Here is a 15,232-nt window from a genome sequence, read left to right on the forward strand (position 1 = left end):
GTGTAATTAATAAATCCCAGTTTAGCCACTATAATAACCCTATCTTGAGAAGTCGCCTGAGCGGTTACTCCAATAACTAGAGGAATTATCCATGTTTAAGCCAAAACGTGTTGAAATTGCGAAAGAGAAATTAGACCTATACCAAGACATCTACTGGAACAAGTCAGATGCGGATTTCTACATCAACGAAGACATTGCTCCTATGCAAGCTCGCATGGCTGAGCAAGGCGTTGAAGCATTCAGTTTGCTAGGTAAGCAACACGTTGGTGCATTTGGTGCGCCATATGTGAACAGCTTCGAAGGCGTTGACATTGCAATGTATGGCCTAACCATGGATAAGTGCTCACCAAACGCTGGTGGTCACAAGTTTGGTCCTGCTGCTATCCGTGAAGCATCAAAAACGGGTATGGGCATGATTCACCAAGATGGCACTATGCCGTTCGAACTGTGTAACATCATCGACTACGGAAACTGGGATGGCCTAGGTCAATTCAACCTAGATGAAGAGATGCGTGCCGCGCAAGAAGTTGTTGATGACATGGTTATTAATCACGGTATCACACCATTCTTCTTTGGTGGTGACCACACTGTGGCTTACCCAGGTCCTGCGGCACTGGCTAAAGTTCACGGCCCTGTATCGCTAATCCACATTGACGGTCACTTTGACCTACTGACTCGCAAAGATTTTGACTACGAGTCATACTCAGGTAACTGGTACTGCCGTCTCGCATCAGAAGGTGCAATGGATCCATCTACCAGTGTCAGTCTTGGTATGCGTGGTCGCTGGTGTGCATCACAGCAAGGTAAGGCGAAAGCGATTGGTGGTAACTTCTACCTAGCGGACGAAATCTACGACCTAGGTATCGACTACATCGTTGAGCAGATCCTTGAGAAGCAAGGCGACGGTCGTCCAGTATACCTAACGTTTGACCTAGATGGCCTAGATCTTCTAGACCACAGTGCAAACTCAAGCCCAGATCCATTCGGTGTAACTGCGCGCATGTACTACGACATCTTCCGTAAGCTTCGTGCGACTAAGCGTATCAACCTAGTTGGTGCTGATATTGCTGAATTTGCTCCTCAGAAGAACTCTGATGAGAAAGATGCGCTACTAACAGCTGCATTTGGTTGGGAACTACTGACATGGTTGGCAGAGTGCCGCCACATCCGTGAAGGTAAGAAGAACCCAACTAACTGGCCAATGAACTTCGGTCGTAACATCGAGTTCTAATCTGGTTTCAGATAGAAAAATGCCCGCTCAACTTGAGCGGGCATTTTGCTTTCTAGCAACAAGAAACTTAGCAACAAGAAACTATTTGCTGAAGTTCATCGCCATCGCAGCAGCAATGTTGCGAGAAGTCATCTCGACATTAAATGCAGCTTCTTTCAAAGCCGTTGGTAGATCGGTCGCACCAAGCACCACGCTGTATGCAGCATCGATACCGTGCTCATGCACCACCTCACAATCTTTTGCCGTGCTACCCGCTATCGCGATCACTGGAATATCGTATTGCTTAGCGGTGCGCGCCACACCAATAGGTGTTTTACCATGGATAGTTTGGCTATCAATTCGACCTTCACCAGTAATCACAAGATCGGCATCTTTTACCACTTCGCTAAGGTTAACTGCATCCATCACGATCTGAATCCCTGGACGAAGCTCGGCATCGAAGAGACCCAAAAGTGCAGCACCTAGACCACCCGCAGCACCAGCGCCAGCGGTATTCACTACGTCACGACCATTGGTCGATTTAATCACTTCTGCGTAGCGCGCCAGGTTACTGTCTAGCGTTTCAACCATTTCAGGCGTTGCCCCTTTTTGCGGGCCAAACACATGAGAGGCACCTTTCGGGCCACATAGCGGGTTATCTACATCACACGCCACTTCTAGCTTGATGTCCGCTAGGCGAGGATCCAGCTCAGCAAGGTCGATACTCGCAAGCTTGCTTAGCTCACCGCCACCAAACCCCAGTGCATTGCCGTCGGCATCAAGCAGTTTTGCACCTAGAGCTTGCGCCATGCCAATACCGCCGTCATTGGTCGCACTACCACCGATGCCGACGATAATGTGTTTTACGCCACGATCCAGCGCTGCTTTTACTAATTCACCGGTACCAAAGGTGGTGGTTACCAGTGGGTTGCGTTTTTCTGGTTCTACCAAATGAAGACCGGATGCAGCCGCCATCTCAATGATGGCGGCTGAACCATCACCCATCAGACCGAAGAAGCCCTCAACGGTTTGCCCGAGCGGTCCTGTTACGTCACAACTAACAATAGAACCGCCAGTGGCATCAACAAGCGACTGCACTGTGCCTTCGCCGCCATCTGCCATCGGAAGTTTGATGTATTCGGCGTCGGTGAAGATTTTCTTAAATCCTGCCTCAATAGCGTCGGCAACTTCCATGGCCGTAAGACTTTCTTTGTATGAATCTGGAGCGATGATAATTTTCATAATTAAACCTTAAACAAATAGACCGAATACACCGAAGATCATTACCGAAACGAACGCGATCATTAGACCAACCGCAGACTCGTAAGGAATGAGTTTAAGACGCTCGCGAATATCCATATGCACGGCGCCACCTGTGGCGTGAAAGAAACTACCGTGTGGCATGTGATCCAATACAGTAGCACCTGAGTGAATCATGGCGGCACCCGCTAGAGCAGGAACGCCGAGTTCAAGAATGGTTGAGCTAAATACGCTGGATGCAACCGCAGTGCCTGCTGTGGTCGATGCCGTTGCCAATGCCATCATGGCACCAGAAATTGGCGCGAGAAGGTAAGAAGGCAAGCCAGACGCGGTTAGCACATCAATAAGACCGTCTTTAAGACCTGAGTTAGCGATGATGCCAGCAAGAGTACCTGTACCAAGAAGCATTACAGCTACTGGCGCCATGCGCGATAGGCCAGATACTGCAAAGTGGTTGGTATCGGCAAAGCGTCCCATCACGACAGCACCGATTAGGCCACCTAGTGGCAGTGCGATAAGCGGGTCAACGTTGATGCCAGCAATAGGGCGAAGCGCAAGTAGTGCGATAGCAACGAGAGGGGCAACAATGGCAGCGCCAAATGTAGGCAGCTTAGAGTGGTCAACTGCAATGACTTCGCTCTCTGCGACTTTAGAGCCTTTGTTGACTAGCTTTTTCGCAATGAAATAAGCGAAGATCATACCGCACAAGCCAGGGATGACTCCGGCAGCCATCACTGAGGTCAGCGGTACGTTGAACGCATCGGCCGCCGCAATGGCGTTTGGGTTTGGCGACATTACGTTACCCGCTTTACCACCGCCGACCATCGCTAGCAAGATAGCGGTTTTAGAGATGTCAGCACGGCGTGCAATCGCCAGTGCGATTGGTGAAACGGTAATAACCGCAACGTCAACGAATACGCCAACCGCAGTCAAAATCATAGTGGCAATCGCCAGAGCGAGAAGCGCGCGAGTTTCGCCTACTTTCTTAACAATGGTCTCAGCAATAGAGGTCGCAGCGCCGGATTCGATCAGAACGCCTGCCAAAACACCCGCTGCCAGAATACGTAATACTGCAGTGACAATGCCTTGTGCACCGCCAATCATTAACGCAACAGTATCGGTGAGAGAAACGCCGCCGACAACACCACCGACAAGGGCGCCGATGATCATGCCGTAAGCAGGTGGAACTTTCTTAAGAATAAGGGCAATGGCAACAATCAGAGCTGCTAGTGCGCCTAAGGTAGAGACTTCAATCATGGTTTGTTTTCCGCAATTTTAATAATTTTTTCGTTGGGTCTAAAAGCCCTTATTGAGCGGAAGAGTAGCCATTTAGGGGGAGGTTTTCTTTATGCGAACTGACGAATTTATCACTGATGGTTATGGTTAATTTGTGCGGATGCACAAATTAACCATTTTGTTACAAACATTTTAACGCGAGGTAGAGTTGTACTTTTTCATCTAAGTTATTGATGTTTAAGTTGGTTAATTGCTCTATTTTGTCGAGTCGGTATCGCAAAGTGTTACGGTGTATATGGAGGGATTCACAAGTTTGAGCTAGATCGCAGTTTTGCTCAAAAAAAGTGCGCAACGTCTTTAGAAGCACGCCTTTGCTATCAGCAGCAATCAGTTTTTCAATCGGAGTCTTTAGCTGATTGGCGCGCCATGGGTCGTGTTTGATGCTGCTTATTAGTACCGATAACTTGCGGTCTTGATAAAACAAAATAGGACCATCTAGGCTGTGGCTACTTTCGATCGTCGCTTTGGCGGTTTCATAGGATTTGGCAATACCGACCAGTTCAGGGAAGTAGTCACCTATCGCCATTTGAATTGAAAAATCACACTCTTGGTCGATACGCTTTAGCAGCTTTGCCACACGCTTCTCTTCTTCTTTGCGGCTCCACGAGTCATTGATAATCGTCACTGGCTTCAAAACCACGATCTCATTCATCGACACTGAAGCGATCCCGACGATGTTATCGCGCTCTGGATGCTCTAATAGATGCACCAGCTTTTGTAGGTGTTCAAGTGTTACTGGCTCGCCTGGTCGTGGGATCACTTTGATTACAGTAGCAACGCGAGGCTGGGCAAGGTCGAGATCGAGCCTTTGTGCGATGGAGAGTAATTGGCCTTCGTTTAAGCTTGAGCCTTCTATTAGTTGTAGAAGCAGCTCTTCGCGATGTCGTTTATTCCATTGCACCTGCGACATTAAGGCCGCCTGTTCTACGATAAGCTCTGCGGTCATTTTGACCAGCTCACCATAACTGCGTACCTCTTCCGGTGTACCAGAGATACCCACAACTCCAATCACGTTCTCGTCGTAGATAATAGGTAGATTGATGCCTTTTTTAACCCCTGAAAGGGTAGAGGCAACGGAGTCATTGATCTCTAAGGTGCGGTTATCGCGGATCGCTAGTAGCGCGCCTTCGTGGATCTGACGCAGCCTCGAAGGATCACTTGAGCCAATGATGACACCATTTTCATCCATCACGTTAATAGAGTAATCGATGATCTTTTTCGCACGATCGACAATTTGTTTAGCAATGAGAGAGTTAAGCTGCATACGTTGAACATGTTATCGGAAGATGCTTTTGAGTATACCCGATTGTCTTGCAAACTAAGGTATACTCACCGCGAGATTACCAAGAGAAACAGTGATGGAATTCGAGTTTATTAAAAACAGCTTTACTGGGGAGTACCTAGTGAGATGTGAAATGGGCCAAGAAGTGATAGCCCGATTACTACAAGAAGAGATCAGTACCAGTGACCACACCATCACGGAAATAACAGCCTTGCTCACTAAAGCTGCCCAGTTTTCGGGCAATGAGTTTAAGTGGCAAGGTAAAGAGATCTCATTAAGTGTGGTGGACTCGGAGGTTCATGTTTACGAAAATTCCTTAGCTTTTGATAGCTTAATGGAGATGGATGAAGAGTTTTCTGTCTACGAGAGCGAGAGCCATAGCGAGTGTGGACTGGAAGATTTTTGTTCAGTTTTGGAGCAATGGGAGCGCTTTATTCATAACAGGTGCTGATCGTTTGCCCCAAATTTGCACACTCCTAGTGCTAATAACATTAAACGCATTATTTTTGTGAATACCTTGCACCAACTAAGTGCAAGGTATTTTCATTTGTGCAACATGAAAATATCAATCCTTTGTTTTTCAATGAGTTAAAAAGTTGGCACGTACCTTGATTACTAGAATACGTAACAGGGATAAAAGGCGAAGGGGATGCCATGAAACTTATTAACGCAATCATTAAACCATTCAAACTCGATGATGTAAGAGAAGCACTTGCAGATGTTGGTATTGAGGGAATGACCGTTTCTGAGGTCAAAGGATTTGGCCGTCAGAAAGGACACACAGAATTATATCGTGGTGCGGAGTATCAAGTGGACTTTCTACCGAAAGTAAAACTTGAGATTGCGACGCACGCAGACAACGTAGACCGAGTTATTGAAGCGATCACTAACGCTGCTCAAACCGGCAAGATTGGCGACGGAAAAATATTTGTGTACGACCTAGCCCAAGCAGTACGTATTCGTACGGGCGAAATGGACGCTGAAGCACTTTAAGGGATTGGAGAACTTATTATGGAATTAGCAACGACTGTGAGCGAACTGCGTTACGCGCTGGACACTTTTTACTTTCTTATTTCAGGCGCATTAGTAATGTGGATGGCGGCAGGTTTCGCCATGTTAGAGGCGGGTTTAGTCCGCTCAAAGAACACAACAGAAATCTTAACCAAAAACTTCTGTCTTTACGCGATTGCGTGTACTTGTTACCTCATCGTGGGCTATCACATTATGTATGTTGATAACGGTGAAGGCGGTTGGCTACCATCATTTGGTGCGCTAATTGGCACTCAAGGTGAAGGCGCTGACCACTCTCTAGAGTCGGACTTCTTCTTCCAGGTAGTATTCGTAGCTACAGCAATGTCAGTTGTTTCTGGTGCGGTTGCTGAGCGTATGAAGCTTTGGTCTTTCCTAATCTTCTCTGTAGTGCTAACAGCGTTCATCTACCCAATGGAAGGTTACTGGACATGGGGCGGCGGTTTCCTATCAGAAGCTGGCTTCAGTGATTTCGCAGGCTCAGGTATCGTTCACATGGCCGGTGCGTCAGCAGCTCTAGCAGGTGTTCTACTACTGGGTGCTCGTAAAGGTAAATACGGTAAAAACGGTGAAATCCACCCAATCCCAGGTTCGAACATGCCGCTAGCAACACTTGGTACGTTCATCCTATGGCTAGGTTGGTTCGGTTTCAACGGCGGTTCTCAGCTAATGGTTTCTGACTTCGAGAACGCAACAGCGGTTGGTCAAATCTTCCTAAATACCAACGCAGCAGCAGCAGCGGGTGCAATCGCAGCAATGCTAGTGTGTAAGACAACTTGGGGCAAAGCTGACCTAACGATGATTCTTAACGGTGCACTAGCTGGTCTGGTAGCAATCACAGCAGACCCACTGTCTCCATCACCAGTTTACTCTGTAGCAATCGGTGCAGTAGGTGGCGCGCTAGTGGTATTCAGCATCATCGGTCTGGACAAGCTTAAGATTGACGATCCAGTGGGTGCTATCTCAGTTCACGGTGTGTGTGGTTTCTTCGGCCTAATGGTTGTTCCACTAAGCAACGGTGATGCAACGTTCGGTGCACAGCTTCTAGGTGCGGCAGTTATCTTCGGTTGGGTATTCGCAGCGAGCCTAGCGGTATGGGCGGTACTGAAAGCAACCATCGGTATCCGTGTAACGGAAGAAGAAGAGCTAGAAGGTATGGACATGCACGACTGTGGTGTCGGTGCTTACCCAGAATTTGTAAGTATGAAATAATATTTAGTTACACTTTTATTAAAAACCTGCCGTATTAGGCAGGTTTTTTTATGTCAGATCATTGTTTTTAAAATATGTATGAATATAATAACGCAACTGATAAACGTTCTCATTATGAATTGAAGGAACCAAACAATGAAAAAACTGCTAACTCTTTCTGCAATCGCAGCAAGCTTTGCCGCTCCAGCGATGGCTGCGGAAGAAGTCAACGTTTACTCTTACCGTCAACCTTTCCTTGTTGAACCAATGTTCAATGAATTCACTAAAGAGACGGGTATCAAGGTAAACGTGAAGTTTGCTAAGAAAGGTTTGGCAGAGAAGCTTGCGCAAGAAGGCGAATACAGCCCAGCTGACGTTGTACTAACAACGGACATCAGCCGCCTTGCAGAGCTAACAGATAAGGACGTAGTTCAAGCAGTAGACAGCGACGTGATTAACGCGAATGTTCCTGCTCAATACCGTGATAAAGAGAACGAGTGGTTTGCACTGACTCTACGTACTCGTAACGTTTACTCATCTCGCGACCGTGTTGGTAAGCTAGGAGCAGAGTTCAACTATGCAGACCTTACTAATGCAGAGTACAAAGGCAAAATCTGTACTCGTAGCGGTAAGCACCCTTACAACGTATCTTTGGTTTCATCTATGATTGCTCATCACGGCGAAGCGGAAACTAAAGAGTGGCTAGAAGGCGTAAAAGCGAACCTAGCTCGCAAGCCACAAGGCAACGACCGCGCACAAGTTAAAGCGATCAAAGAAGGCCTTTGTGACGTTTCTCTAGGGAATAGCTACTACCTAGGTAAAATGGTTAACGATAAAGAGCAAAAAGCGTGGGCTGATGCGGTTTACATCAACTTCCCGAATCAAGAGACCACTGGCACTCACGTGAACGTGAGTGGCATGGCAATGGCGAAGCATTCGCCAAACAAAGACAACGCACTGAAGCTAATGGAGTTCCTAACAGGCGACAAAGCGCAGCAAATGTACGCTGAAGTAAACTATGAGTACCCAGTGAAAGAAGGCGTTAAGCGTTCTGAGCTTGTGGCATCTTGGGGTGACTTCAAAGCTGATACAGTATCGCTAGATGACATTGCTGGCTATCACAGCACAGCGATCAAATTGTTAGATGAAGTTAAGTTCGACCTATAATCGATAAAAGGGGGTATAATGCCCTCTTAATTATTTTGGTTTATGACTTCTCGACCTCGCGTCGCCTGATGTATGTTTAGGCAATGAAAGAAAAAAATGTAGTTTGGAAAACCAGTAGTGGAGTGCTAACTCTGCTACTGGTTTTGCCTATTTTAGCGATCTTCTATACCGCACTTGGTGAATCAAGTGATCTTTTTGCACACCTGATGTCTACGGTGATGCCCACCTATATCCTCAATACCATCAAACTGGTGGTTGGCGTTCTGCTGCTCTCTCTTATTTTTGGTGTACCAAGTGCTTGGCTGATGGCTATGTGCCGCTTGCCGACGGAGCGAGTATTGCAATGGGCGCTGGTGCTGCCTTTGGCGATGCCGGGATATATTATTGGTTATATCTTTACTGATTGGTTTGATTTTGCCGGCCCTATTCAAGTGTGGTTGCGTGATGTTTTTGCCTGGCAAGCGGGCGACTATTGGTTCCCGGATATTCGCACGGTTGGTGGCGCCACGGTTGTGCTGTCTTTGGTACTTTATCCATACGTTTATCTGCTGTGTCGTGCGGCATTTATGGAGCAAAACGTCTCTTTGCTGCAATCGGCAAGGCTACTTAAGTGCTCGCCGTTAGAAAGCTTTTGGCGTATCTCATTGCCACTCGCTCGTCCGTCAATTGCAGTGGGCTTATCGCTGGTGGCGATGGAAACCATTGGTGACTTTGGTACGGTAAGCTACTTTGCGGTCAGCACCTTAACCACGGCGGTTTACGACACCTGGCTTGGCTATTCGAACTTGAGTGCGGCAGCCAAAATTTCCGCCATGATGATGGTGGTGATTGTGCTTCTACTAGGCGCTGAGCGCTACAGTCGCCGCAAGCAGAAACTGTTTCAAAGCCAGTACAACAGCCATGAAGATTTTCGTTATGAATTAAGTGGTTGGAAAAAGTGGGCAGCATTAACCTGGTGTTGGGGCTTAGTATCGGCAGCGTTTATCTTCCCGCTTGGCCAACTGGTGATTTATGCCTACAAGTACTTTGAGCAAAGCTGGACAGAAGAGTTCCAGACTTATGCCATCAACAGCTTGCAGGTCTCTATCATTGCCGCCATCATCGGTGTGATCGTCGCTTTGGTGGTTAACTTCTATCGCCGCCTTGATCCAAGTCGTAAGGGTGTTGTTTTCATGCGTGCCTCGTCGCTGGGTTATGCCGTACCAGGAACGGTTTTAGCGATTGGTGTGATGGTGACCGTTCTGTTTATGGATCATTCGGTAAATGATTTTGCCAAAGCAATGGACTGGCAGCGCCCAGGTCTCATCTTCTCTGGCTCGATGTTTGCGCTGATTTTTGCCATGGTGGTGCGTTTTTCAGCGGTAGCGATTGGCAGTATTGAAACCAGTCTCAGCAAGGTTTCCCCTTCGCTTGATATGGCCTCGCGCACCATGGGCTGTAAGAAGAACCAGATGTTGGTTCGCGTGCATTTGCCTCTGATTAAGCGTGGTGTTTTGATTGCTGGTTTGTTGGTGTTTATTGAGTCTATGAAAGAGCTCAATGCTGCACTGCTGCTGCGTCCATTCAATTTTGAAACCTTGGCCACCTACGTATTTAACTTTGCCTCAGATGAGCATTTGGAGCTTGCTGCGATGCCAGCCGTCTTGTTGGTGCTCGTTGGCTTACTGCCGCTCATTATTGTTAACCGTTCATTGGAGCAAAATCACTGATGACCACTGCACTGTCGATTGAAAATTTATCTTGTCAGTATGACGATCAAACGATTCTTGAGAACTTGTCTCTAGAGGTTAATCAAGGTGAAATTGTCTGCTTGCTAGGCGCAAGTGGCTGCGGTAAAACGACTTTGCTGAAGGCCATCGCCGGTCTATTGCCGCTCTCAGCAGGTAAGATGACGCTGGGTGAGCGTGAGATTGATAATGGTGAAACTTGGATGCCACCAGAGCAGCGCAACATTGGCATGATCTTCCAAGACTACGCGCTGTTTCCTCACCTAACAGTAGCGCAGAACGTCGCATTTGGGCTTAAGGGTATTTCGAAGTCAGAGCAAGATGCCATCGTAATGGAAATGCTGTCACTAGTGCATCTAGAACAGTTCATTGACCGTTACCCGCATCAGCTATCGGGTGGTCAGCAGCAGCGTGTAGCGATTGCGCGCAGCTTAGCGTACAAACCCGATCTATTGCTACTTGATGAACCGTTTTCCAACATTGATACCCAAGTACGTCATGAGCTGATACGCGAGATCCGCAAAATCTTCAAAAAACAGGGTGTGACCGCGATTTTCGTGACTCATAGCCGTGAAGAAGCGTTTGCGTTTGCCGACAAAATGGCGGTGATGAACCAAGGCGTAATCGAGCAATATGGCTCGGCGTCGGAGCTCTATTTCTGCCCATCGAGTAAGTTCGTTGCGGACTTCTTAGGTGGTGGTAGCTATCTGCAAGCCAAACATATTAACGACTCAACATTCGAGACGGCTATCGGCCAAGTTGAAGCCCAGTCCTGTGCCTTGATTGAACACGGTGCTGATTGCCAACTCTTGGTGCGTCCACAGCACATTCAATTGACCCAATCAGATAAAAGCACTATTACGGTTATTGAGCAGCAGTTTATGGGTGATCATTGCCGCTATGTGGTGGATATTGAAGGCACCCGCGTACTGGCGACCTCATTACAAGCACTTGATGTTGGCCAAAGTGTCGCGGTGAGTGTTGATGCCCAAGGCATCGTTGCTTTTGCTTAAGCACTAAAAAAGCCCGGAGACAGTCGTTCCGGGCAAAGATGTTCTCCACCTATAGGGAGCTTTTTGCTAATGGGCGGTCAAGAAGGTGAGTCGAGACCGCTTAGGGCAAAAAGAAAAGGAAACAGTGACTACAAAGACAAAAAGTCTTTCATCTGTTGAAGAACATATTCCGCTTGTTCCTTGTCTTCCATTTCACAGAAGATGCGCAGTAGTGGCTCGGTTCCGGAGAAACGAGCAATTATCCAGCCGCCATTTTTAAAGTACACTTTCGCGCCATCAGCGTAGCTGATTTTTTCTACCTCATACTCAAACTCAGGGAGCAGTTTTTCGACGTAGAGTTTGTGGTACAAGCTGTCTTTTTGTGATGGCTTAAAGGTGCAATCGCCTTCGGCGGTATAGGCGTAGCCATACTTGCCGTAGATCTCTGATAGCAACTCGGAAAGCGTCTTCTGAGTGACACTGAGCATTTCGACCAGCAGGCTAGAGGCGAATACGCCATCCTTACCTTTGATGTGACCGCGAATGGTTAAGCCACCTGAGCTCTCACCGCCAATCAGTGAATCGTCGGCTTCCATTTGGCTACTAATGTGCTTAAAGCCTACGGGAACCTCAAAGCTCTTTTCACCGTAGTCGGCAGCAACTTTATCCAATAGGTGAGTGGTGGCGATATTACGAACCACTGAGCCTTTCCAGCCTTTGTACTCAAGAAGGTAGTAGTAGAGCAGTAGCAGAACTTCATTCGGGTGAATGAAATTGCCTTGCTCATCAATGATGCCTAGGCGGTCAGCATCGCCATCGGTACCAATACCGATATCGTAGCCCTCTGCCGCCACTAGATGCTTAAGACGATATAGGGTTGCCGCACTTGGCGAAGGCATTAAGCCGCCAAAGTCAGGGTTTTTTCCATCGTTGATGACGTCAACATCACAGCGGCCATTAATAAGTACCGTTTGCAGTGCGTTTTTCGCTACCCCAAACATCGGATCGATGAGCACTTTAAGGTTGGCTCGTTTGATAGCGTCGATGTCGATGAGGTCGATGATCGAATCAACAAACTCGTTCATTGGGTTGATCACGGTGATAGCGCCGCGCTCCACACACAGCTCGAAATCGCCAGAAATGACTTCTTGGTGAGTCAGGGTAGTGATTTGCGCTTCGATTTTCTCGGTGATGACTTCATCAGCGTCACGACCACCTTCAATAAACACCTTGATGCCGTTGTAATCCGCCGGGTTATGAGACGCGGTGATGCACGCAGAATATGCGCAGCCCATGCTTTTCGCCTTGTACATAACAATCGGGGTCGGTACGAACTTATCGATAAAGCTCACTGGGATACCGTTAGCTGCCAATACTTCTGCAAACCAACGTCCCGCTTTGTCGGATAAAAAACGGCGGTCATAGCCAATCACGAACCCGCGCTCGGCAACGTTTTCGGCTTTAATGATGTTAGCTAGCGCTTGAGCAACGAGCTTCACGTTGTCCTTAGTGAACTCTTCGCCAATAAAGGCGCGCCAGCCGCCTGTTCCAAATTTGATCATCTCTCTCTCCTAAGAGGTTATCTGCTCATGCAGTGTGACCAATGATGAGCTCACACGGGAGCTCATCATTGCAGGGGCGAATTAGCCCAGCACTACATGAACTTGGTTCACGCTGCCTTCCGCTTGCGGTGGAATAACTCCCTCAATCGCTTCGCCGTTTAGGGTGATAGATTTCACGCCTTTGCTGACGTTGCTTGGGTTGTCGACTTTGATTTGATACGTCGCACCGCGCCATTGGCGAGTCACTTCAAATCCAGGCCACTCCGTTGGAATACATGGATCAACCACTAAGCCATCAAAGCTCAGTCTGACACCGAGGATGTAGTTGGTCGCGGCGAAGTAAGCCCAGCCAGAGGTGCCCGTTAGCCAAGGGTGGTTAGCACGGCCATGGTCTTGGTGGTCACGACCCATGATGAACTGCACGTAAGAGTACGGCTCTGTGATCCGCGTTTCGATCATGTCGTTTTGGTTATACGGGTTGAGCGCGTCATAGTACTTCATCGCTTGATCGCCGCGTCCCAATTTTGCTTCAGCGACCCACGCCCATGGGTTTGGATGCGAGAAGATCGCACCGTTTTCTTTTACGCCTTGGTAAACGCGAGTAACGAAGCCGATATCATCGTTTGGTGTTGCGAAAGATGGCGCATTAAGGTGTAGACCGAAGTCTGAGTAAAGGTACTCATCGACCGCGTCCATGGCTTTCTTACCGCGCTCTTCGCTCACCGCGCCAGATACCACTGCCCAGGTGTTGGATTCAAGGTGAACCTTACCTTCGGTCTGGGTACTGGTGCCGACTTTGTCGCCGTTTTTGGTGATACCGCGGATATACCAGCCGCCGTCTTCATCCCAAAGGTGCGTTTCACAGGCGTCTTGAACTTTTTGCGCCATTTGTTGGTAGTAGGCGACATCATCAAGCTCACCACGGTTACGTGCGAGGTCAACAAAATCTTGCAGTGCCCAGTAATGCAGGAACGCTACCATTGAGGATTCACCACCACCTAGATTCAGACAGTCATTCCAGTCTGCGCGCAGACCTTTGGCGATGCCTGTTGCACCTACGTGCTCATCGGTAAAGTTAAGAGCCGCTTTCATGTGCTCGTAAACGGTCGCATTGCCGCCGTCAGCGTAAGGGATCACCTCGTCAAAGAAATCTGTTTCGCCTGTTTCCATCACGTAGCGACAAATCGTTGGTACTAACCATAAATGATCGTCTGAACAGGTATCGGCAATGCCGTGGATCTTGTCTTCATCACTTGGTGTTGGAACAACGGTTGGCGATTTTGATGGTTCTACATCGGCTTTGTCTGGATCGAACCAGTCTGGATCGAATAGGTGCAAACCGTAGCCCGCTTTCACCTGACCACGTAGAAGATCGACAATGCGTTTGCGCGTCATTTCTGGTGCTGAGTGAGGTACCGCCATGGCATCTTGCGCAGTATCGCGATAACCCAAACCAGTACGGCCGCCAACCTCAATGAAAGACGCAAAGCGCGACCAAACCACACAGGTTTCTGCTTGGTACAGCGTCCATGTGTTTAGCATGGTGTCCAGACCTTCGTTAGGCGACGTCACTTGGAATTTAGCACAGCGCTCATCCCAGTGTGCTTTAATCGCATCGAAGGCGGCATCGACTTCAGACAAGTCTTGGTACTTGGCGCGCAGACGCTCGCCGTTGCCTTTACCAATACCCAGTACGTATGCAAAACGTACTTCTTCACCTGGTGCGATAGTAAATTGCTTGTGCAAAGAACCACAGTGGTTGTAACAGGTTTGGGTATGATTCGAGCATTGACCTTTTTCAACGGCAATCGGGTTTGATTCATCGCGGTACAGGCCAAGGAAGCTATCACGCTGACCATCGTAGCTGTCTGGAGTGAACGTAGACGCTAGGTAGTAGTAGCCTTCAAAGTCATTGGTGTTGTAGAACAGGTCGTATTCAATTACGCCATCTTGATAGCTGGTGCCCGCAGAATAGAGTGACATCTGATGGTTTTGGTTGTCTGAGGCAATGTGGCTAAATGAGAACTCAACAAATGAGAACGCGCTGATGGTACGCGGTTTGTCGCCCGTGTTGCGGATAACCACATCCCATACTTCCGCATCTTCACCTTTTGGCACGAAAAGCGTTTTGGTGGCTTCGATGTCAGAGTATTGGCATTTGAATTTAGAATAAGACAGGCCGTGGCGTACTTCGTAATTGGCTTCATCTAGGCTTTTTGCTACAGGCTGCCAAGAGATTGACCAGTAGTCACCCGTCTCGTCATCGCGCAGGTACACATAGTGCCCAGGACGGTCAAACGTCGCGTTAGGACGGAATTTCGTCACGCGATTGTATTCTGGGGAATTGTAGAACGAGTAACCGCCCGCATTATGCGAGATGACGGTACAGAATTTTTCTGTCCCTAGGTAGTTAGTCCAAGGAGCAGGGGCATCGGGACGAGTGATAACATATTCTCGGTTCTCGTTATCGAAGTAGCCGTATTGCATGATGATATCCTTATTGGGGAAATTAAAAC

At 48.1% G+C, this 15,232-nt stretch carries 12 protein-coding genes; 7 read left to right on the forward strand and 5 right to left on the reverse strand.

The window, feature by feature from the left end:
* The first annotated feature begins 91 nt into the window (after positions 1–91).
* Positions 92–1,231 (forward strand): arginase family protein, encoded by a 1,140-nt coding sequence (locus ACJB0T_RS02030; RefSeq protein ID WP_042473326.1) that lies wholly within the window; start codon positions 92–94, stop codon positions 1,229–1,231.
* A gap of 81 nt (positions 1,232–1,312) precedes the next feature.
* Here the strand turns inward: ACJB0T_RS02030 and ACJB0T_RS02035 are convergent, their stop codons facing one another.
* From ACJB0T_RS02035 to ACJB0T_RS02045, 3 genes are all read right to left on the reverse strand, one after another.
* Positions 1,313–2,452 carry a glycerate kinase gene (locus ACJB0T_RS02035; RefSeq protein WP_479291513.1) on the reverse strand — a complete coding sequence of 380 codons (1,140 nt, stop codon included), beginning with the start codon at positions 2,450–2,452 and terminating at the stop codon, positions 1,313–1,315.
* A gap of 9 nt (positions 2,453–2,461) precedes the next feature.
* Positions 2,462–3,727 carry a GntP family permease gene (locus tag ACJB0T_RS02040; RefSeq protein ID WP_479291511.1) on the reverse strand — a complete coding sequence of 422 codons (1,266 nt, stop codon included), beginning with the start codon at positions 3,725–3,727 and terminating at the stop codon, positions 2,462–2,464.
* A gap of 160 nt (positions 3,728–3,887) precedes the next feature.
* Positions 3,888–5,030: a sugar diacid recognition domain-containing protein gene (locus tag ACJB0T_RS02045; RefSeq protein WP_479291509.1), complete on the reverse strand. Its 1,143-nt coding sequence runs from the start codon at positions 5,028–5,030 to the stop codon at positions 3,888–3,890.
* 94 nt (positions 5,031–5,124) lie between these two features.
* On the opposite strand from ACJB0T_RS02045, the gene ACJB0T_RS02050 reads away from it, so the two are divergent.
* From ACJB0T_RS02050 to ACJB0T_RS02075, 6 genes are all read left to right on the forward strand, one after another.
* Positions 5,125–5,499, forward strand: coding sequence for a YacL family protein (locus tag ACJB0T_RS02050; RefSeq protein ID WP_353497127.1), 375 nt, complete (start codon positions 5,125–5,127; stop codon positions 5,497–5,499).
* Between the two features lie 203 nt (positions 5,500–5,702).
* The gene (locus ACJB0T_RS02055) at positions 5,703–6,041 is read left to right on the forward strand and encodes a P-II family nitrogen regulator (protein WP_038229080.1); all 339 of its coding nucleotides are present in this window, start codon (positions 5,703–5,705) and stop codon (positions 6,039–6,041) included.
* Positions 6,042–6,059: 18 nt separating this feature from the next.
* Positions 6,060–7,289 carry an ammonium transporter gene (locus tag ACJB0T_RS02060; protein ID WP_353497126.1) on the forward strand — a complete coding sequence of 410 codons (1,230 nt, stop codon included), beginning with the start codon at positions 6,060–6,062 and terminating at the stop codon, positions 7,287–7,289.
* Between the two features lie 135 nt (positions 7,290–7,424).
* Positions 7,425–8,435, forward strand: a complete 1,011-nt coding sequence (locus ACJB0T_RS02065; protein ID WP_479291506.1) for a Fe(3+) ABC transporter substrate-binding protein — start codon at positions 7,425–7,427, stop codon at positions 8,433–8,435.
* A gap of 83 nt (positions 8,436–8,518) precedes the next feature.
* On the forward strand, positions 8,519–10,144 hold the full coding sequence (locus ACJB0T_RS02070; protein ID WP_479291504.1) for an ABC transporter permease: 1,626 nt from the start codon (positions 8,519–8,521) through the stop codon (positions 10,142–10,144).
* Entirely contained in the window at positions 10,144–11,175 is a 1,032-nt protein-coding gene (locus tag ACJB0T_RS02075; RefSeq protein WP_479291502.1) for an ABC transporter ATP-binding protein, read from the forward strand. Before ACJB0T_RS02070 ends, ACJB0T_RS02075 begins: the two co-directional genes overlap by 1 nt.
* A gap of 128 nt (positions 11,176–11,303) precedes the next feature.
* On the opposite strand, the gene ACJB0T_RS02080 is transcribed toward ACJB0T_RS02075, so the two are convergent.
* Entirely contained in the window at positions 11,304–12,716 is a 1,413-nt protein-coding gene (locus tag ACJB0T_RS02080) for a phosphoglucomutase/phosphomannomutase family protein (protein ID WP_479291500.1), read from the reverse strand.
* 81 nt (positions 12,717–12,797) lie between these two features.
* Positions 12,798–15,203: a glycoside hydrolase family 94 protein gene (locus tag ACJB0T_RS02085; RefSeq protein ID WP_479292324.1), complete on the reverse strand. Its 2,406-nt coding sequence runs from the start codon at positions 15,201–15,203 to the stop codon at positions 12,798–12,800.
* Positions 15,204–15,232 lie beyond the last annotated feature (29 nt).

Source organism: Vibrio sp. CB1-5 (assembly GCF_059412285.1).

Coding starts and splice junctions, on each gene's coding strand:
- ACJB0T_RS02050 (WP_353497127.1), top strand. CDS start 5,125: ATGGAATTCGAGTTTATTAAAAACAGCTTTACTGGGGAGTACCTAGTG.
- ACJB0T_RS02080 (WP_479291500.1), bottom strand. CDS start 12,716: ATGATCAAATTTGGAACAGGCGGCTGGCGCGCCTTTATTGGCGAAGAG.
- ACJB0T_RS02060 (WP_353497126.1), top strand. CDS start 6,060: ATGGAATTAGCAACGACTGTGAGCGAACTGCGTTACGCGCTGGACACT.
- ACJB0T_RS02085 (WP_479292324.1), bottom strand. CDS start 15,203: ATGCAATACGGCTACTTCGATAACGAGAACCGAGAATATGTTATCACT.
- ACJB0T_RS02040 (WP_479291511.1), bottom strand. CDS start 3,727: ATGATTGAAGTCTCTACCTTAGGCGCACTAGCAGCTCTGATTGTTGCC.
- ACJB0T_RS02070 (WP_479291504.1), top strand. CDS start 8,519: ATGAAAGAAAAAAATGTAGTTTGGAAAACCAGTAGTGGAGTGCTAACT.
- ACJB0T_RS02030 (WP_042473326.1), top strand. CDS start 92: ATGTTTAAGCCAAAACGTGTTGAAATTGCGAAAGAGAAATTAGACCTA.
- ACJB0T_RS02055 (WP_038229080.1), top strand. CDS start 5,703: ATGAAACTTATTAACGCAATCATTAAACCATTCAAACTCGATGATGTA.
- ACJB0T_RS02035 (WP_479291513.1), bottom strand. CDS start 2,452: ATGAAAATTATCATCGCTCCAGATTCATACAAAGAAAGTCTTACGGCC.
- ACJB0T_RS02065 (WP_479291506.1), top strand. CDS start 7,425: ATGAAAAAACTGCTAACTCTTTCTGCAATCGCAGCAAGCTTTGCCGCT.
- ACJB0T_RS02075 (WP_479291502.1), top strand. CDS start 10,144: ATGACCACTGCACTGTCGATTGAAAATTTATCTTGTCAGTATGACGAT.
- ACJB0T_RS02045 (WP_479291509.1), bottom strand. CDS start 5,030: ATGCAGCTTAACTCTCTCATTGCTAAACAAATTGTCGATCGTGCGAAA.